Origin of the sequence: Bradyrhizobium sp. TM233 (genome assembly GCF_036247965.1) — a bacterium.
GTDB lineage: Bacteria > Pseudomonadota > Alphaproteobacteria > Rhizobiales > Xanthobacteraceae > Bradyrhizobium > Bradyrhizobium ottawaense.
Genome location: NZ_BTIG01000007.1, coordinates 707,627 through 726,374, shown reverse-complemented (window position 1 = coordinate 726,374; position 18,748 = coordinate 707,627). Strand labels below are relative to the sequence as shown.

16 protein-coding genes are annotated in these 18,748 nt (G+C 64.8%); 8 read left to right on the top strand and 8 right to left on the bottom strand.

What is annotated here, in order from left to right; translation table 11 throughout:
- Nucleotides 1-53: 53 nt before the first annotated feature.
- Nucleotides 54-1,094 (bottom strand): gentisate 1,2-dioxygenase, encoded by a 1,041-nt coding sequence (gene gtdA / locus AABA86_RS17960; protein WP_338307711.1) that lies wholly within the window; start codon nt 1,092-1,094, stop codon nt 54-56.
- Between the two features lie 205 nt (nt 1,095-1,299).
- Here gtdA and maiA point away from each other — a divergent pair, with 205 nt between their 5' ends.
- Both maiA and AABA86_RS17950 read left to right on the top strand, forming a co-directional pair.
- The gene (gene maiA / locus AABA86_RS17955; protein ID WP_338307710.1) at nt 1,300-1,932 is read left to right on the top strand and encodes a maleylacetoacetate isomerase; all 633 of its coding nucleotides are present in this window, start codon (nt 1,300-1,302) and stop codon (nt 1,930-1,932) included.
- Nucleotides 1,922-2,434, top strand: coding sequence for a MarR family winged helix-turn-helix transcriptional regulator (locus AABA86_RS17950; RefSeq protein WP_338307709.1), 513 nt, complete (start codon nt 1,922-1,924; stop codon nt 2,432-2,434). Before maiA ends, AABA86_RS17950 begins: the two co-directional genes overlap by 11 nt.
- A 198-nt stretch (nt 2,435-2,632) precedes the next feature.
- On the opposite strand, the gene AABA86_RS17945 is transcribed toward AABA86_RS17950, so the two are convergent.
- From AABA86_RS17945 to AABA86_RS17925, 5 genes are all read right to left on the bottom strand, one after another.
- A complete protein-coding gene (locus AABA86_RS17945) occupies nt 2,633-4,246 on the bottom strand; it encodes a benzoate-CoA ligase family protein (RefSeq protein WP_338307708.1) in 1,614 nt (537 codons plus the stop codon).
- Nucleotides 4,243-5,382: an FAD-dependent monooxygenase gene (locus tag AABA86_RS17940; protein ID WP_338307707.1), complete on the bottom strand. Its 1,140-nt coding sequence runs from the start codon at nt 5,380-5,382 to the stop codon at nt 4,243-4,245. Before AABA86_RS17940 ends, AABA86_RS17945 begins: the two co-directional genes overlap by 4 nt.
- A 192-nt stretch (nt 5,383-5,574) precedes the next feature.
- Nucleotides 5,575-5,790: a hypothetical protein gene (locus AABA86_RS17935; RefSeq protein WP_028175115.1), complete on the bottom strand. Its 216-nt coding sequence runs from the start codon at nt 5,788-5,790 to the stop codon at nt 5,575-5,577.
- Nucleotides 5,791-5,914: 124 nt separating this feature from the next.
- Complete coding sequence (locus AABA86_RS17930) at nt 5,915-6,736, bottom strand: cysteine rich repeat-containing protein (protein ID WP_338307706.1); 822 nt, start codon at nt 6,734-6,736, stop codon at nt 5,915-5,917.
- Nucleotides 6,737-6,948: 212 nt separating this feature from the next.
- Nucleotides 6,949-7,950: an NADP-dependent oxidoreductase gene (locus tag AABA86_RS17925; protein ID WP_212247518.1), complete on the bottom strand. Its 1,002-nt coding sequence runs from the start codon at nt 7,948-7,950 to the stop codon at nt 6,949-6,951.
- A gap of 212 nt (nt 7,951-8,162) precedes the next feature.
- Between AABA86_RS17925 and AABA86_RS17920 the strand changes: the two genes are divergently transcribed.
- Nucleotides 8,163-9,461, top strand: a complete 1,299-nt coding sequence (locus AABA86_RS17920; RefSeq protein ID WP_338307705.1) for a dicarboxylate/amino acid:cation symporter — start codon at nt 8,163-8,165, stop codon at nt 9,459-9,461.
- A 9-nt stretch (nt 9,462-9,470) separates the two neighbouring features.
- The gene (locus AABA86_RS17915; RefSeq protein WP_338307704.1) at nt 9,471-10,412 is read left to right on the top strand and encodes an amino acid ABC transporter substrate-binding protein; all 942 of its coding nucleotides are present in this window, start codon (nt 9,471-9,473) and stop codon (nt 10,410-10,412) included.
- A 198-nt stretch (nt 10,413-10,610) separates the two neighbouring features.
- Here the strand turns inward: AABA86_RS17915 and AABA86_RS17910 are convergent, their stop codons facing one another.
- The gene (locus AABA86_RS17910; protein ID WP_338307703.1) at nt 10,611-11,426 is read right to left on the bottom strand and encodes an ATP-grasp domain-containing protein; all 816 of its coding nucleotides are present in this window, start codon (nt 11,424-11,426) and stop codon (nt 10,611-10,613) included.
- A 384-nt stretch (nt 11,427-11,810) separates the two neighbouring features.
- On the opposite strand from AABA86_RS17910, the gene AABA86_RS17905 reads away from it, so the two are divergent.
- The 3 genes from AABA86_RS17905 to AABA86_RS17895 all read left to right on the top strand — a co-directional run bounded on the left by AABA86_RS17905 (nt 11,811) and on the right by AABA86_RS17895 (nt 15,027).
- The gene (locus AABA86_RS17905; RefSeq protein WP_212247508.1) at nt 11,811-12,584 is read left to right on the top strand and encodes a ferredoxin--NADP reductase; all 774 of its coding nucleotides are present in this window, start codon (nt 11,811-11,813) and stop codon (nt 12,582-12,584) included.
- A 412-nt stretch (nt 12,585-12,996) separates the two neighbouring features.
- Nucleotides 12,997-14,709 carry an FMN-binding glutamate synthase family protein gene (locus AABA86_RS17900; protein ID WP_338307702.1) on the top strand — a complete coding sequence of 571 codons (1,713 nt, stop codon included), beginning with the start codon at nt 12,997-12,999 and terminating at the stop codon, nt 14,707-14,709.
- Nucleotides 14,710-14,787: 78 nt separating this feature from the next.
- Complete coding sequence (locus AABA86_RS17895; RefSeq protein ID WP_212247505.1) at nt 14,788-15,027, top strand: PilZ domain-containing protein; 240 nt, start codon at nt 14,788-14,790, stop codon at nt 15,025-15,027.
- 34 nt (nt 15,028-15,061) lie between these two features.
- Here AABA86_RS17895 and AABA86_RS17890 read toward each other — a convergent pair whose 3' ends face one another.
- Entirely contained in the window at nt 15,062-16,357 is a 1,296-nt protein-coding gene (locus tag AABA86_RS17890) for a hemolysin family protein (protein ID WP_212247503.1), read from the bottom strand.
- 231 nt (nt 16,358-16,588) lie between these two features.
- Here AABA86_RS17890 and AABA86_RS17885 point away from each other — a divergent pair, with 231 nt between their 5' ends.
- Entirely contained in the window at nt 16,589-18,664 is a 2,076-nt protein-coding gene (locus AABA86_RS17885) for a methyl-accepting chemotaxis protein (RefSeq protein ID WP_338307701.1), read from the top strand.
- Nucleotides 18,665-18,748 lie beyond the last annotated feature (84 nt).

Sequence of the window (18,748 nt, the reverse complement as noted above, 5' to 3'; positions counted from 1 at the left end):
ATGGGTCCCGGCCTTCGCCGGGACGACACCGAATGTATGGCCAGCAGAGCACCTCACGCGTTCCCGCGATCCTCGCGAAACAGATCCAGCTTCTGCTGCACCGGCCGGTCCGAGAAGCTGAACAGCACGGCATCGTCCTCCGCCTCGTGCGTCACCCATTGCCAGCTCGGCACCACGAACAGATCGCGCGGGCCCCATTCGAAGACGGCATCGCCGATGCGGCTGCGGCCGCGGCCTTCGATCGGGCAGAACACGGTGGCATCGGTCGAACGATAGCGCGCGGTCTTGAAACCCTTGGGCAGAAGCTGGATGAAAGTGCCGATGGTCGGCATCGCGAAATCGCCGGTCTCGGGGTTGCTGAACTTCAGCTTGAGGCCGTGGCAGGCGTCCCACTCCTGGCTCGTCCGGGCTTTCTCCAGCGCCTCGCGCGTGTAGGCGTAGGGATAGCTGAAGATCGGCGAGGTCTTCGAACTCCGCTTGACGTCGACCGGGAGCAGATTGTGGCCGTAGCGCGCAAAGCTGTCGCCAGCGGGTTTTGTGATCCTTTGCTGGTCCTCTTTCGACCCTTCCGCAAAGGAGCAGTCGAAGAACTGCACCAGCGGAATGTCGAGGCCATCCAGCCAGAACATCGGCTGATCGGTCTCGTTGGAATGATCGTGCCAGGTCATCGACGGCGTGATGATGAAATCGCCGGGCTCCATCGCGGTGCGCTCGCCGTCGACGGCGGTATGGGCGCCCCTGCCTTCGAGCACGAAGCGCAGCGCCGACTGGCTGTGCCGGTGCGCCGGCGCGACGTCGCCGGGCACCACCATCTGCACCCCGGCATACAGCGAGGTCGTGATCTTGGACTGCCCGCGCAGGCCGGGGTTCTCCAGCACCAGCACGCGCCGCTCGGCTTCCTTGGCGGTAATCAGCTTGCCGGCCTCCGTCATGTAGTCGCGGATGACGTCGAATTTCCAGAGGTGCGGCCGGCAGGCGCTCTTCGGCTCCGGCGTGATCAGATCGCTCATCACCGTCCACAGCGCGGTGAGGTTTTCGCCGTCGATCTTCTTGTAGAACGCCTCGCGTTCCGGCGTCTTGGTCACGGCTTCCATGGCGGCGCTCTCGTTCGTTTTGTTGATTGACAGTATACTGACGATCTAGGTAGCGTCAATGTGACGGACGGCATACAAGGTTGTCGTCATTCCGGGGCGACGCGCTAGCGTCGAGCCCGGAATCCATAACCACGATCGGGGTATGGATTCCGGGCTCTCGCTTCGCGAGCCCCGGAATGACAAAAGAATATAAGGGAGGGTCCCAATGAAGCTGCACGGCTATTTCCGCTCCAGCGCCGCCTATCGGGTACGGATCGCGCTGAACCTGAAGGGCCTCAAGGCTGCGCATCTCCCGCATCACTTACGCAAAGGCGAGCAATGCGCGCCCGCTTATCTTGCCATCAACCCGCAGGGGCTCGTGCCGGCGCTGGAGGATGATGCGGGGGCAGTGCTGACCCAATCGGTCGCGATCATCGAATGGCTCGACGAGACCCACCCCAATCCGCCGCTGCTGCCGAAGGATCCGCTGCGGCGCGCCAAGGTGAGGGCGTTCGCGCTGGCGATCGCCTGTGACACCCATCCGGTGCAGAATTTGAAGGTGCTGGCGCGGCTGCGCGAGCTCGGCCTGCCCGAGGAGAAGGTCCAGGACTGGGCGGCGTGGGTCAACCGCGAGGGGCTGTCGGCCTGCGAGACGCTGATCCGGGACAAGCCCGGGCCGTTCTGCTTCGGCGATGCGCCGACGCTCGCCGATCTCTGCCTGGTGCCGCAGCTCGCCAACGCCCGCCGTTTCGGCGTCGATGTCTCGGCCTATCCGCGCCTGCTCGCGGCAGAGGCGGCCGCAAAAGCGCTCCCCGCGTTCGCCAATGCCGCACCGGAGAAGCAGCCCGATGCCGAGTAAGCCTCCCCCTCCGATCACGATCGACGCGGTTTATGCCGCGCCGGGGTATCTGTTCCGGCGCATGCAGCAGATCGCGGTCTCGATTTTCATGGAGGAGTGCAAGGCGTTCGACCTCACCCCGGTGCAATATGCGGCGCTGATCGCGATCCACACCCATCCCGGCATTGACGCGACGCGGCTGTCGGCGGTGATCGCCTTCGACCGCTCCACGCTCGGCAGCGTGATCGAGCGTCTGCAGGCCAAGGACTATGTCGAGCGCAGGCCGGCCCCCGAGGACAAGCGGATCAAGCTGCTCCATCTGACCAAATCGGGCGCGGCGATCCTGCGCGAGATCATTCCCGCCGTCGAACGCGCCCAGGCGCGGATGCTGGAGCCGCTCAAGCCCGCCGACCGCAAGCAGCTGATGGGGCTCCTGGTGCAGCTCGTCGATCTCAACAACGAGGCCTCGCGCGTGCCGCTGCGCGCCGAGGATGCGCTGGAGCATCTGGGGAAGGCGGGGTGAGGGTGTTGAGGTCGTTCCGAGAACTCCGCCGTCGTCCCGGACAAGCGCAGCGAAGCGGAGCGCTGACCCGGGACCCATAACCCCAGGGAGCAATTTGGCGAAGACTCGGAGTTGCCAGCTCGCCCCATCACCATTCCCTGTGGTTATGGGTCCCCGCGTTCGCGGGGACGACACCGAGAATGTGGCTGCAGCTGTGCCTCACATCCTGAGCAACGCCTGCCGGTCGATCTTCCCCGTCCCCGTCTTCGGCAGCTCGTCGGTGAAGATCACCTCGCGCGGATATTTGTAAGGAAGCAGCTTGCCCTTCACATAGTCCTGCAGCCGCCGCGTCGCGTCACGCTGATCGGCCGTACGACTGTTCATCACCACCACGGCCTTCAGCGTCATGCGGCGGTCCGGCAGCTCGGCGGCGAACACCGCGCATTCGCGGATGTCGGGATGGTTGGCGAGGCACAGCTCGACCTCGAGCGGGTAGACCCACTGTCCCGAGATCTTGATGAGATCGTCGGCGCGGCCGCGGAAGAAGTGGAAGCCGTCCGCATCCCTAACGAAGCGGTCGCCGGTGTAGATCCAGCCGCCCTGCCGAATCGTCTCGGCGGATTTGTCCGGCCGGTTCCAGTACAGCGGCGTATTGGAATCGCCGCGCACCCACAAAATGCCTTCCTCGTTGTCGGCGACGTCGCGTCCGTCCTTGTCGCGCAGCGCGACCTCGTAGCCGGGCACGCGCAAGCCGGCGGCGCCGAGCTTCTTCTGCTCGGGGCGGTTGGAGAGATAGATGTGCAGCACCTCGGTCGAGCCGAGGCCTTCGACGATCTCAAGGCCCGTGAGCGTCTTCCAGCCGTTGAAGACTTCGGCCGAGAGCACTTCGGCCGCGGAGAGCGACATGCGCAGCGACGAGAAGTTGGTCTGTTGCGCGCCTTCGGCCTTGGTCAGGGACGTGTAGAGCGTCGGCAGGCCGAAGAAGACCGTCGGCTTGTACTGCTCGATCGCCGCGAAGATCGTGGCCGGCTTCGGCTGGCCCGGCAGCAGCAGCGTTGCCGCGCCCGCCGAGAACGGGAAGGTGACGGAGTTGCCGAAGCCGTAGGCGAAGAAGATCTTCGGCACCGAGAAGCAGATGTCGTCAGGCGTCAGCTTCAGCACGTTCTGCGCAAAGGCGAGCTCGCTATAGGCCATGTCGTGCTGGAGATGCACGATGCCCTTGGGCCGGCCGGTCGAGCCGGACGAGTACATCCAGAACGCCATCTCGTCGCGATGCGTCGAGGCTTCCGCCAACTCCGTCGAAAATTGCGCCAGCCAGCCGTCAGCCACGACCGCGCTCGGCGCGGCGTGGTTGCGTACCTCGCCATTGACGACGATGAGCGTGCGCAGACCAGTGTCCTTGCAGGCTTCAACGTTGAAGCGCGCACAGAACTCCGACTCCGCGACCGCGACGCTGGCGCCGGAATCGGCGAGGTAGAATTGCAGCAAATCCGGCGGCGTCAGCGTGTTGATCAGGAGCGGCACGAAGCCGGCGCGCACCGCGCCGAAGAACGCGGCCGGGTAGGCCGGGGTATCGTCGAGAAACAAGAGCACGCGGTCGCCGCGCTTCAGACCGAGCGAGGCAAAACCGCTGCCCCAGCGGCAGGCCTCGTCGCAGAGCTCCGAATAGGTCCGCGTGCCTGCCGGACCCATGAGGGCGACCCTGTCGCCGCGCCCCTTGGCGAGATTGTCGAACAGCACGCGGCTGGCGTTGTAGATTTCAGGAACGGCAAAGCCGATCTCGCGCGCCCCCTCGCTGTCGGCGGGCACCTGGTCGAAAATCTCGTTGCTCATGCCTCGTCCCCGCCGTTCTTGGCAGCCTCGTAACGCGCCATGAAGGCCGGCGACATATGGCGCAGGCGTGCATCGTCGATGCGGCCGGAGCGGGTGATGTAGCTATAGGCAAAGTCCATCAGGTCCTGCTGCATGTGCTGGGCAAAATGCTCGTACCAGAAGGCGCTGGTGCGCGCGGCGTTGACGAGCTTCTGCACCACGGGCTTTCGCGCGGCCTGATAGCGGTGCAGGGCGGTCGCAAGATGCGCATCCGATTCCAGCGCCTTGACAAGCGCAATGGCATCCTCGATCGCAAGCCGCGTGCCCGAGCCGATCGAGAAGTGCGCTGAATGCAGGGCATCGCCGATCAGCACCATGTTCTTGAACGACCAGTGCTCGTTCCAGACCCAGGGGAAGTTGCGCCAGACCGATTTGTTGGAGACCAGGCAATGGCCGCCGAGCGTGTCCGCGAACACCTCTTCGCAGACGCCTTTGGACTGCTCGACGTCCTTGTAGGCGAAGCCATAGGCCTGCCAGGTCGCGTGATCGCATTCGACCAGGAAGGTGCTCATGGCCGGCGAGTAGCGGTAGTGATGGGCGTTGAAGGCGCCGCGATCGGTCTTGACGAAGGTCTGCGACAGCGTGTCGAAGCGCTTCGAGGTGCCGTACCAGACGAACTTGTTGGAGGAGTAGGACAGCGAGGTGCCGAAATCGCCTTCGAAGGCGCGGCGCACCAGCGAGTTCAGGCCGTCGGCGGCAACGATCAGATCGTGGCCATTGAGCTGGTCGATGGCATGAATCGGCGTATCGAAGCGCGGCGTGACGCCAACGTCGAGTGCGCGCTGCTGCAGGAATCGCAGCAGCTCGAGCCGCCCGATCGAGGAGAAGCCGACCCCGTCGATGGCGACGCTGTCGCCGCCGAGGTTCAGCGTGATGTTCTCCCAGCTCTCCATGTGCGGCCCGATCGCGTCGACCGTCTCGGGGTCGTCGGCGCGCAGGAATTCCAGCGCCTGGTCGGAGAACACGACGCCAAAGCCCCAGGTCGCGTCGGCCGGGTTCTGTTCGAACAGGTCGACCTGATCCTCGGGGTGACGCTTCTTCCAGAGATAGGCGAAGTAGAGCCCACCGGGCCCTCCGCCAATCACGGCGATCTGCAACGTCTGCCTCCCTAATTGACAGTATACTTACTATCTAGGGATAGACTAATGTGCTCCGGTGTCCCGCGCCAGCAGAATTATCGGCCAAGCGCAGGCGCGCCGAAGCGCATCTTCGGACACACGTTCTACGCGCGTCCGAAACCGTCAGGTCCGAATCATAGCCAAACCGCGCCGGCTTGGCCATCCGCACCGTCAGACGCAGCGCTTCACGTAAACCCCGTTCACCAGCACCCGGGTGCAGCGCACGACCGGAACCGGCTTGCGGACCACGACGGCGGCGTTCGGCCCGGCGCAGCCGGCGCGATAGACCCCGCGGGCGCACACCACCGCATTGGCGTCAGTGGCCTCGAACGTCATCGTCGCTCCGAAGGCGAGGAGCGCAGAAGCAACCAGCAGCAATGAACGCATGTTGTCCTCCCGGTCTTGTCGTGATCGAAATCGGATATCTGCAAAAGCTTTGTCGTTGCAGGCGTGCGGGAAATTCATGCGCACGCCCTACGTCATTGTCGCGCGCCTTCGCGCGTGCGCTGCATCATCTCGCGGCGAAGGGCGCGAGCACGTCCCTGCAGGCCGGCGAGAGCGATGCCGCCCTGTTGGAAAGGCATTGTATGATGCGGCCGCCGCCGGGCGCCACGCCGGCACAGACCGTGCGGATATCGGCGCCGCAGGCCGAGCGCGCGATGAACAACTCCTCGCGCGGCAATAGCGGTCGCAGGACGATCACGGCTGGCGCGGCCGCCGGTGCAGCTGCCGCCGCAGGCGCTGCGCCCGCGGGTGCCGCCGTTGCTGCCGCGCCGCCCCCGGCTGCAGCGCTGACGGCCTTCTCGCAGGCCGGTGAAACCCTGGCCTTGTTCTTCTCCAGGCATTCGAGTGCCGCCGCGCCGCCCGGCGGCACGCTGGCGCACACTTTGGGATAATCGGCGCGGCACGCACTCTTGACCGCCGCAATCTCCGCGCTGCTCGGTTGCTTCGCCGCAGCCGCCTTCGGCGCCGGTGCGGCGGCGGGCTTTGCAGCGGGCGCGGATTCAGCCTTCGGCGCGGCAGGAGCCGCCTCGGTCTTCGGCGCGGCGGGAGCGGCTTCGGTCTTCGGAGCCGCAGCAGGCTCGACCGCGCGAACAGCGGTCTGGCATCCCGATGACAGGCTCGACATGTTCTTCTTCAGGCATTGATAAGCCTCCACGCCGCCGGGCGTGACGCTTGCGCAATGTGCCATGAAGTCCGAGCGGCATGCGGACCGGATGGCGCTCTTCTGAGCCTCGGTCGGCGCTTGCGCGAATGCGCCTGTTGCAGTTGCGAAGAGCGTGGCCGCCAGCAACGCGGCGCGCGTTGATGCATGTTTCAACGTGTTGAACATTTGAGTGAATTCCTGCCCTGTCGGTAACGCCGAAGCTTTATCAAAAGTGATGCAAACAATCGTCGCGAGCGGTGGCGCGCGAAGCGGCATCTTTGGCCGCTTCTGTTTCTACCGCAAGTCAATATTGCCGGCGCAATTGCGACGTAACTAGAGCATGATCCGGAAAAGTGTGCAGCGGTTTTCCGAAAAGATCATGCTCAAACAATACGTCGCTAGAGCTTGACCATCCGCTTGCCGCGGTTCTCGCCCGCAAGCAATCCGATCAGCGCCTTCGGCGTGTTCGCAAGGCCCTCGATGATGTCCTCCTGCACCTTCAGTCTGCCGGATTTGACCCAGGCCTGGAGATCGGCGAGCGCGCGCGGGCTGTCCTTCATGTAATCCATCACGATGAAGCCCTGCATGACGAGCCGCTTCACCACGATCAGCCCCGGCACGCCGCGCGGGCCGTGCGCGGAGGGCGCGCCATCATATTGCGAGATCGCGCCGCAGCAGGCGATGCGGCCGTAATTGTTCATCTGTGGCAGGCAGGCTTCCAGAATGTCGCCGCCGACATTGTCGAAATAAACGTCGATGCCTTTCGGAGCGGCTGCCCGCAGCGCCTTGAACACGGCGCCGTCCTTGTAGTCCACGGCCGCATCGAAGCCGAGCTCGGAGGTCAGCCAGTTGCACTTGTCCGCGCCGCCGGCGATGCCGATCACGCGGCATCCCTTGATCTTGGCGATCTGCCCGACGATCGAGCCGACCGAGCCTGCGGCCGCCGAGACCACGACCGTCTCTCCGTCTTTCGGCTTGCCGACCTCCAGCAGGCCGAAATAGGCGGTGAGGCCGGCGATGCCGAACACGCTGAGCAGATGCGTCATCGGCTCGAGCTTCGGCATCTTGGTGAGATGCTTTGCGGGCACCGCGGCAAACTCCTGCCAGCCGGTGTCGCCGAACACGATGTCGCCCGCCGCAAGCCCCTCGGCTTTCGAGCTGACGACCTCGGCGATGGCTCCGCCGGCCATCACGCTGTTGGCCTCGACCGCGGAGCGATAGGTCGCGCCGTGCATCCAGGCGCGGTTGGCGGCGTCGAGCGAGATGTATCGCACGCGCAGCAGGGCTTCGCCGTCCTTCGGCTCCGGCACTGTGCTCTCCACCATCTTGAAATGCTCGGGGCCGAGCTTGCCGCTGGGTTTTTCGACCAGCAGAATCTGGCGATTGATGTTGCCGCTCATGGCGTTTCCCTTTTTGATCGTCTTGACGATTATTGATGCAGCCGCCGCAAGCAAAACGTGCAGGCCGCATGCGTTGTGCGCTGCATGAAGGCTAGATCGCGGCGTTCCATTTCACAACGGGAACATCCTGACAACGCGATCACACGCAAAGCGTGTTGCGTCGCTGTGATATCTGCGACATCATGAAGCGCCGGTGTACGTGGGGGTAAGCGATGGCGAACAGGTTCACGCAATACATTCTGGCCGCGATGGTGCTCGGCATCATCATGGGGTCGGCAATCTACAACTTCCTGCCCGACACACGCGCCGACTGGGCCTCCTCCATCAACCTGATCGCCATGATGTTCCTGCGCCTGATCAAGATGATCATCGCGCCCTTGGTGTTCGCGACCCTGGTCGGCGGCATCGCGCATATGGGCTCGGGCTCCAAGCTCGGCCGCATCTTCGCCAAGACCATGGGCTGGTTCGTCAGCGCCTCCTTCGTGTCGCTGCTGCTGGGACTCATCATGGTCAATCTGCTGCAGCCCGGCGCGAATTTCCCCGGCACGCTGCCCGCGGCGGGCCAATCGACCGGCCTGCCGGTCTCGGCCTTCTCGATCGAGAAATTCCTGACCCATCTGATCCCGACCTCGATCGCGGACGCGATGGCGCAGAACGAGATCCTGCAGATCGTGATCTTCGCGGTGTTCTTCTCCGTGGCGATGGGCGCGATGCCCGAGCGCTCCAAGCCGATCCTGGCGCTGATCGACGACATCGGCCACATCATGCTGAAGGTGACGAGCTACGTGATGCTGTTTGCGCCGCTCGCGGTGTGGGCCGCCATCACCGCGACGGTGGCGAAGAACGGCCTGCTGGTGCTCTGGAAGCTCGTCGTCTTCATGGGCGGCTTCTATCTCTCGCTGATGATCCTGTGGAGCATCCTGATCATCGTCGGCTTCATCGTGATCGGGCCGCGATACAGCCATCTGTTGAAGCTGATCCGCGAGCCTCTGATGATCGCGTTCTCGACCGCGAGCTCGGAGGCGGCCTACCCGAAGACGCTGGAGGGGCTCAACCGGTTCGGCGCCTCGTCGCGGATCTCGAGCTTCGTGCTGCCGCTGGGCTATTCCTTCAATCTCGACGGCACGATGATGTACTGCACCTTCGCCAGTGTCTTCATCGCGCAGAGCTACCACATCGACATGCCGCTCGGCACCCAGCTTGCGATGCTGGCGACGCTGATGATCACCTCGAAGGGCGTCGCCGGCGTGCCGCGCGCCTCGCTGGTGGTGATCGCCTCGACGCTGGCGCAGTTCAACATCCCCGAGGCGGGCCTCTTGATGATCATGGGCATCGACACCTTCCTGGACATGGGCCGCAGCGCCACCAACGTGATCGGCAACACGCTCGCGACCTCGGTCGTGGCCAAATGGGAAGGCGAGCTCGGGCCCGAGCACGAGCTCGGACCCGGCGACGTCGTGCCCGAGGACATGGTGCCGGGCGAAGTGCCCGCGATGGCCGGCCATGGGTAGGAGCGAACCATGGGCCAGACACTGGCGAGGTCACTGACCTCAGGCGGGTTGTTGCTCGCAGCATCGTTGCTCGCGACGTCCTTGTTCGCGACCTCGGCATCCGCGCAGACCGGCGGCGAAGGGCTCAGCCCGACGCTGTCGGCCATCAAGAAGGCGCACGCGGTGCGGCTCGGCTATCGCGAGAGCTCGCCGCCGTTCTCCTTCCTCGACCAGTCGGGCCGTCCGATCGGCTACAGCCTCGAGCTCTGCGAGGCCATCGTCGAGGAGATCGGCGTCGAGGTCGACGATCCCAATCTGAAGATCGACTACGTCAAGGTCACCTCGGACGACCGCATCGACGCCGTGCTCCAGAACAAGATCGACCTGGAATGCGGCTCGACCACCGCCAATGCGGAGCGCGGCAAGCGCGTCGCGTTCTCGCCGCTGATGTTCGTCGCCGGCACTAAGCTGATGGTGCCGAAGACATCCAGCGCGCAGTCGCTCACCGATCTGAAGGGCAAGACCATCGTGGTGACGAAGGGCACCACCAACGAGCAGGCGATCCAGGCCGCGGACAAGAAATTTTCGTTGGGATTGAACATCGCCGTCGGCGCCGATCACGAGCAATCCTACCAGATGCTCGCCGATGGCAAGGCCGATGCCTTCGCAACCGATGACATCCTGCTCTTCGGCCTGATCGCGCGCCACAAGGCGCAGGACAAGTTCCGCGTCACCGGCGATTATCTGTCCTACGACCCCTACGGCATCATGTTCAGGAAGGGCGAACCGCAACTCGCCGCATTGGTCGAGCGCACCTTCCGCAAGCTCGGCTCCAACCGCGACCTCGTCCCGCTCTACAACAAATGGTTCACCGCAAGGCTTCCCACCGGCGAACGCCTGAACGTGCCGATCTCGCTGCAGTTGGAAGAGGCGTTCAAGGCGATGGACGATTCAGCGAGCGCGAATAATTAGACGGCGGTTCGCTCTCTCTCTCTCTCTCTCTCCGTCATCCTGAGGCGCGCGCTCGGCGGTGCAAGCGCACCGCCGAGCAAGCCTCGAAGGATGAACGGCCGAGCTGGCAGCCGGGCCGTCGCCCTTCGAGGGCCGCTGAAGAAGCTGCCACCTCCAGCGCAACGGCCTTGCCGTTGCGCTGGAGGTGACGGTGATGGGTCATCGTTCGCTGTGCACTCGATCGAACACCCGATCCAGCGCCGCATCATACGTCGCCTGCACCAGCGCCGGATACAGCTTGCCCAGCGCCTCCATCATCACGCCGGAATTGATCTCGAGCACGCGCCAATCACCGTCAACGCACACCACGTCGATCGACGCGAAGGTGATGCCGATGGCGCGCGCGGCATCGATTGCCAGCTTCACGCAGGCCGTTCGAACCTCGCCGTCCTCCAGCAATACCGGCTTCGCGCCGGCATCGAGATTATGTCGCCAATCCGTGCCGCGCTGCTTGCTGTAGACGACGAGGGGCGCCTCATCGAGCAGCACCACACGGACCTCGTCCTCGATCGCGACATAGGGCGAGATCACGAGCCCGGCGCTCATCGAGAAAACCTCGCTGGCTGCGTGGTCGAGTTCCGCCTCCGTCGTCACCTTGAACACCGATCGCCCCGATGTCCCCTCGTTCGGCTTCACCACCACGCCTTGCGGATGATCCCGGAGCAGCCCAAGCATGGCCTCTCGCCAGCCGAGGCCAACAACGTTCCTGCCCAGCTTCGGATTGAGGAAGAGGTGATGCGGAACGCACGGCACTCGCTCTAGCGCCAGCGCCTCTGATGTCGCCGATTTGTCGTTGGCGAGGCGATGGGCGATGGCGCTGTTGAGGCCGATGTCGTAGCCGAAGGCGAAGCGCCGCTCATCGCCCCGGCGCATCGCGATCAGCCAGCCGTCGGCGCGGACATCGACGGCGATGCCATGCCCCGCGCAATAGCGCCTGATCGCCTGGACGAAGATTCGCTCGTCGCTTGCCGCCATGTGTTTCTGTCGCGTTTCAGACGTTCCTGACGCCAAAAGCCGCAAAAATGCGGGAAACGGCGCCGAACCAGGGTGAAAGTCAGAGCTATTCTTAATGAAATTCTCGCGAGCGCGACGGAAATTAAGTGCTGCATTCTAACGCTGCAGGGAAAAGAAATTGCCCGCCGCGCGCGCCCGGCAGCAGATTCGTTAACAATATGGCCAATTCCGCCGCAAATGCCGGTTTGATCGGCATCAATTGCATCCGGAACGAGGTTGATTATTGGTCTCAATGGCGTAGATCACACACGCGAAATCCTCCGCCATGGCAATGGTGTCCGCCCCGTTTCAGGGCCGGGCAACGCTTTTGCCCTAAAACCGCAATTATTCGGAATATCGAAAATCATGAGCGCGTTTTACCGAGAGAAGGTTCTTTCCGTCCAGCACTGGACCGACACGCTGTTCAGCTTCCGCGCCACGCGCGATACCGGCTTCCGTTTCCAGAACGGCCAGTTCGCGATGATCGGCCTTGAGATCGACGGCCGTCCGCTGCTGCGCGCCTACAGCATGGCGAGCGCCAACCACGAGGAAGAGCTCGAGTTCTTCTCGATCAAGGTGCAGGACGGCCCGCTGACCTCGCGCCTGCAGAAGATCAAGGAAGGCGACACCATCCTGGTCGGCCGCAAGGCGACCGGCACCCTGATCACCGATAACCTGCTTCCCGGCAAGCGGCTGATGCTGCTCTCGACCGGAACGGGCCTCGCGCCGTTCGCGAGCCTGATCAAGGACCCCGAGGTCTATGACCAGTTCGAGTCCATCGTGCTGGTGCACGGCTGCCGCCAGGTCTCCGAGCTCGCCTATGGCGAGAAGCTGGTCGCTTCCTTGCGCGAGGACGAGCTGTTCGGCGAGCTGCTCGCGGACAAGCTGATCTACTACCCGACCGTGACCCGCGAACCCTTCCGCAACCGCGGCCGTATCACCGACCTCATCAGCTCCGAGCAGATCTTCAACGACATCGGACAGTCGCCCCTCGACATCGCCACCGACCGCATCATGATGTGCGGCAGCCCGGGCATGCTGGAAGAGCTGAAGGTGATGTTCGAAGGCCGCGACTTCATCGAGGGCAGCGGCAACAAGCCCGGCCATTTCGTGATCGAGAAGGCGTTCGTCGAGCGGTAGGCTCTTTTGAAGAAGCGGCGCAATCGCGCGCCACACTCAACTCGTCGTCCCGGACAAGCGCAGCGAAGCGGAGCGCTGATCCGGGACCCATAGCCACAGGCCGTGGTTATGCGAAGGGTCGGAGTGACAGTCTTCTCTCACCACGAAATCCTGTGGTTATGGGTCCCGGGTCTGCGCTTACGCTTGCCCGGGACGACAGTTTAACTTGTGGAATGCAATGTGGCCCACGCTGCCCATTCAAGGCCCCTGTGGCCGCCGCCCCTTCTTCCCAGCCGCCCCTCTGCTGCACTGCAAAACCCGCCCATCGGGCTGATTGATTTATCTCGGCCGAATTCGCTAGCCTGAAACAAGGGCCGCGTCATATCCGTATGACAGGCAAGGGCGTATCGTACCGCCTCATGCTGGCGAGAGGATGGGAATCGTGGCCGACGACACCAAGACGCAGAACTCCTCCCAACACTCCGCCCATAAGCGCCTGCCGCTGGCGGAGGAGGGGATCATGGAAACCCTGCTGCTGCCATTCTCGCCGCGCTTCATCGTCCTGACGATCTGCGCGGTCGTCACCGCGCTCCTGATCGGCATCGGCATCGCCGACCGCAAGATCTTCGACATCCTGCTGGTGCCGATCCTGATCTTCGGCGCGCTGACGCTGCTCGGCGTCCGCGATCTCCTGCAGAAGAGCCACGCGGTGCTGCGCAACTATCCGATTTCGGCGCATATCCGCTTCCTGCTCGAAGAGATACGCCCCGAGATGCGGCAGTATTTCTTCGAGAGCGAGAAGGACGGCATGCCGTTCTCGCGCGACACCCGCGCGGTGGTGTATCAGCGCGCCAAGATGGAACTCGACAAGCGTCCGTTCGGCACCCAGGAGGACGTCTACCGCCAGGGCTACGAGTGGATGCACCACTCGGTGTCGCCGAAGGCGCATGCCGCGGAGAAGTTCCGCATCAGCATTGGTGGTCCCGACTGCAAGGAGCCCTATTCGGCCTCGGTGTTCAACATTTCCGCGATGAGCTTTGGCGCGCTCAGCCCCAACGCAGTGCGCGCGCTCAATGCGGGTGCCAGGAAGGGCGGCTTCGCGCACGACACCGGCGAGGGCGGCGTCAGCCCCTATCACCGCGAGATGGGCGGCGACATCATCTGGGAGATCGGCTCCGGCTATTTCGGCTGCCGTCATCTCGACGGCAGCTTCGATCCCGAGGCGTTCGCGCGCGTCGCCGGCGACGACCAGATCAAGATGGTCGAGCTCAAGGTCAGCCAGGGCGCCAAGCCCGGTCATGGCGGCGTGCTGCCCGCGGCAAAGGTCTCGGAGGAGATCTCCAAGATCCGCGGCGTCGCGATGGGCGAGGACTGCATCTCGCCGGCCTCGCACCGCGCGTTCTCGACGCCTGTTGGCATGATGCAGTTCATCGCCGAGATGCGGCGCCTGTCCGGCGGCAAGCCGGCCGGATTCAAGCTGTGCATCGGCCATCCCTGGGAATTCCTGGCGATCTGCAAGGCGATGCTCCAGACCGGCATCTATCCGGATTTCATCGTGGTCGACGGCAACGAAGGCGGCACCGGCGCGGCGCCGCTGGAGTTCATGGACCATCTGGGCATGCCGATGCGGGAGGGAGTCAATTTCGTCCACAACGCGCTGATCGGCATCAATGCGCGCGACCGCATCAAGATCGGTGCGTCCGGCAAGATCGCCACCGCCTTCGATATGGCGCGCGCGATGGCGATCGGCGCGGACTATTGCAACTCGGCGCGCGGCTTCATGTTCTCGCTCGGCTGCATCCAGTCGCTGAGCTGCCACACCGACCGCTGTCCGACCGGGGTGGCCACGCAGGACCCGACGCGCGCGCGTGCGCTTTACGTGCCGCTCAAGCTCGACCGCGTGCACAATTATCATCACGCGACGCTGCATTCGCTGACCGAGCTGATCGCCGCGGCGGGCCTCGAGCATCCGCAGCAGCTGCGCCCGATTCACTTCACCCAGCGCACCTCGACGACCGATGTGAAATCCTTCGCGCAGCTCTATCCGGTGCTGCGTCCGGGCGAGCTGCTCGACGGCACGGACGACCCGCGCTTCCGCGACGCCTGGCGGATGGCGCAGGCGGAGACGTTCCAGCCGGCGCTGTAAGGCGTCGCTTGGCCCGTGGCGGCACCGAGCGGAGCTGGCATTTAAGGTTTTGTTCAACTTTGGGTGTAGATTGTGCCCATGGACGAGCGGCGCGACAAGGCGAGACATCGCGTGCTGAAGGCCGGAACGATCGAGTTCGGCGGCGGCGCGATCGACTGCACCGTCCGCAACCTCTCCGACACCGGCGCCGCGCTCGACGTCACCAGCCCGGTCGGCATCCCCGACCATTTCACCCTGTTCGTCCAGGCTGACGGAACGCATCTCGCCTGCAGAGTGGTCTGGCGCAAGGAGAAGCGGATCGGCGTGAAGTTCGGGTGAGGATGGAGTTGGCGCTCGCATAAGCGCGCTCGAACTACCCCGTCTCGACCTCACTCAACCGGCTCGCCAGAATCTTGTCGATCCGCCGCCCGTCGAGATCGACCACCTCGATGTGCCAGCCGCCGAAGTCGAAGGCATCGCCGGTGTCGGGCAGCGCGTTGAACTGTTGCAGCACCAGGCCCGCCACCGTGTTGTAGCGGTGCGCCGGCAATTCGACGCCGAGCAGTTCGCCGAATTCGTCGACCGGCATCCAGCCGGCGATCAGCAGCGAGTCGTCGGCACGCCTGACGAAGGCCGGCTCCGGCGGTCCCTCCTCCGAATGGAAGGCGCCGACGATCGATTCGAGGATGTCGGCGGCCGTCACCATGCCTTCGAAGCCGCCGTATTCGTCGTAGACGAAACCGACGTGAACCGGCGCAGCTCTGAGGATGGTCACCACGTCGCGCGCGTCTGCCGACGCCGGGATGCCGGGCGCCTCGCGCACGAGCGCACGCAGGTCCGGCGTCCGTTCGTTCATATAGGCAACCAGCAGATCCTTGGCCTGGAGCACGCCGATCGGCTTGTCGCGGTCGCCGTCGGAGACGGGAAAGCGCGAATGCGGGCTCTTGGCGATGATCTCCTGGATGACGGCGGGATCGTCGTTGAGGTCGATCTCGTCGACGTCCGTGCGCGGCGTCATCACCGCGCCGACCGGCCGGTCACCGAGCCGCATCACGCCGGCGATCATCTCCTTCTCACCGGGCTCGAGCACGCCTGCGCTTTCGGCCTCGCTGACGAGGTGATGGATCTCGTCCTCGGAGACCTTCTCCTCGGCCTTGCCGCCGCGGCCGAGCAGAGTGAGGATCAGCTTGCCCGAGAGATCGAGCAGGAAGACCAGCGGCAGCGAGACCTTCGCAAGCACATGCATGGCGGGCGCGACCCTGACCGCGATGCTTTCGGGGTCGCGCAGCGCCACCTGCTTCGGCACCAGCTCGCCGACGATCAGGGTGGCGTAGGTGATCAGCGTGACGACGATGCCGACGCCGACGATGTCGGCAATTCCCGCGGACAGGCCGAGTTCGAGCAGCCACAGCGTCAGCCGCTGCCCGAGGGTCGCGCCGGAGAACGCACCGGAGAGCACGCCGACCAGCGTGATGCCGATCTGCACCGTGGAGAGGAACTTGCCGGGATCGGCGGCCAGCGTCAGCGCCCGCTCCGCGCCGCGCACGCCCTTGGCGGCGAGCAGCGACAACCGGGCCGGGCGGGACGAGACCACGGCCAGCTCCGACATGGACAAGAGGCCGTTGATGACGATCAGGACGACGACGATGACGAGTTCGACCGAGAGCATTGACGTTCCGAGGTAAGGGAGTGTGGCCGGATGAATGGCACCTGCCTTGATATAGGTATTCGACGAGGAAATGCCGGCAATTTTGCCGCATTTGCCACCCCGAGGGAACCTCGCGGCCGCTGGCGTTCGGACGCAGCACCCGTGGAACTACGGGAGCGCCGTTGTTTAACGGGCTCTTAGTGGCCGCCGGCTAGTTTTCGACATTGCAGAAATCTATTCGGGGGACCCAAGATGCGCATCGGGAAACTTTTCGCGCTGTCGATGCTGACGGTGACGGTTTTCGCAGTCATCCTCGGCGCCGAGGTGCTGATACCCCAGACGCGCATCTTCACGAACCGCTCGGACGCGATCAAGACCGTCGATGCCTTTGGCGCGACCCTGATGGTCAGCCAGCACGTCGCCGGCCTTCGCGCCCCCTATATCGGTCCGATCTTCCAGGAAGCCGCGGCGACGCCAGCCCAGATCGAAGCGGCCGGGAAGGCCGCGAAGGCCGCCGAGGCCGGCTTCGAGGCTGCAAGGCGCGCCATCCTGGTGCTGGATGACGGCGGAGCGATTGTCGAGAATCTCGACCGTGCCGCACGGCGGCTGAAGGAGGTCACCACGGCCGCAGACCGGGCGATGAGCGCCCCCCTGGCGGCGCGCGATGGTGCTGTGATCAAGGGCTTCCTGCCTGGTGTTGCCGACGTCATCGGCAACATCGAACCGGTCCTGAACCGGCTCGAAGCGAAAGTCATCAACGCCGATTCCTCGCTCGCGGCGCTGTTGAGCCTGGCGCGGACGGCCCAGGACCTGCGTGTTGCGGCCGGCAGCCGAGCCGCCACGCTGTCCCCGGCGCTGTCCGCGAGCCGCCCGCTCACGGCGACCGAATTGTCGCTGATGGATCGCATGCAAGGCCGCGTGGAGGCCGACCGCGAGCGCATCGAGGCCGGCATCGACCAACTCGGAAATCCCCCCCGCATCGCGACCGCGCTGAAGGCGGCAACGGAATCGTATTTTGGAAAAGCTGCGGCTGCCGTGGACAAGGAGATTCCCGCAGCCCGAAGTGACGGCAAGTACAGCAGCAACGCCGACGAGCTGGCGAAGGTCATCGTGCCGGCCATCCAGATGTTCTACGGCGTGCGTGATGCCGCATTGGCCGAAGCGGCCGATCGTGCCTCGGCCGCGCGCGATGGCGCGCTGGCGATGCTCGCGCTCGCAGGAGTGGTGGTGCTGGCGCTGCTTGGGACGCTCGGTGGCGTGACCATGATGCTGCGCAGGCGCGTGGTGACGCCGCTCAGCCGGCTCGCGGACGTCATTGGAACGCTTGCCGCCGGACAGCACGACGTCGAGATTCCCGCGACGGGCCGCAATGACGAGATCGGCCAGGTGGCGGGCTCGCTGCAGCACTTCAAGGATTCACTGCTCGCCAAGAAGGCGGCCGACGAGGCGGCCGCGGTCGAAGCCGACGCGAAGCTCCGGCGCAGCCAGCGCATGGACCAGATCGCGCGCGATTTCGAAGCCATGATCGGCGACGTGATCAACACGGTGTCATCGGCTTCCTCGGAGCTGGAAGTGTCCGCGGGAACGCTGACGAGCACGGCCGATCAATCGGAAAGGGTCACCGCGACCGTCGCGGCGGCGTCCGAGCAGGCCTCCACCAACGTGCAGACCGTTGCCGCGGCGGCCGAGGAGATGGCCTCGTCGGTCGACGAGATCAGCCGGCAGGTGCAGGATTCCGCGCGCATCGCCGGCGAGGCGGTGCAGCAGGCGGGGCGGACCAACGATTACGTCGGCGAGCTCGCCAAGGCCGCGGGGCGGATCGGCGACGTCGTCGAGCTCATCAGCCAGATCGCAGGCCAGACCAATCTCCTGGCTCTCAACGCCACCATCGAGGCGGCGCGCGCCGGCGAGGCCGGGCGCGGCTTTGCGGTGGTCGCCTCCGAGGTCAAGGCGCTGGCCGAGCAGACCGCCAAGGCCACCGGCGAGATCAGCCAGCAGATCACGGGAATCCAGACCGCGACGGAGGACTCCGTCGGCGCCATCAGGTCGATCAGCGACACCATCTCCCGCATGTCCGAGATTGCGTCCGCAATCGCCGCGGCGGTCGAGGAGCAGGGCGCAGCGACGCGGGAGATTTCCCGCAACGTGCAGCAGGCCGCGCGCGGCACCCAGCAGGTCTCCGCCAGCATCGTCGACGTGCAGCGCGGCGCGAGCCAGACCGGATCGGCCTCCTCCAACGTTCTCGCATCGGCCAGATCGCTGTCGGGCGAGAGCAGCCGTCTCAAGGTCGAGGTCGGAAAGTTCCTGGACGCGATCCGCGCGGCGTAGAGCGTAGCGAGATCAGGGTTGGTTGCTACAACGAAGGTGCACTCCCTCTCCCGCCTGCGGGAGAGGTGAACGGCCACCACCTTA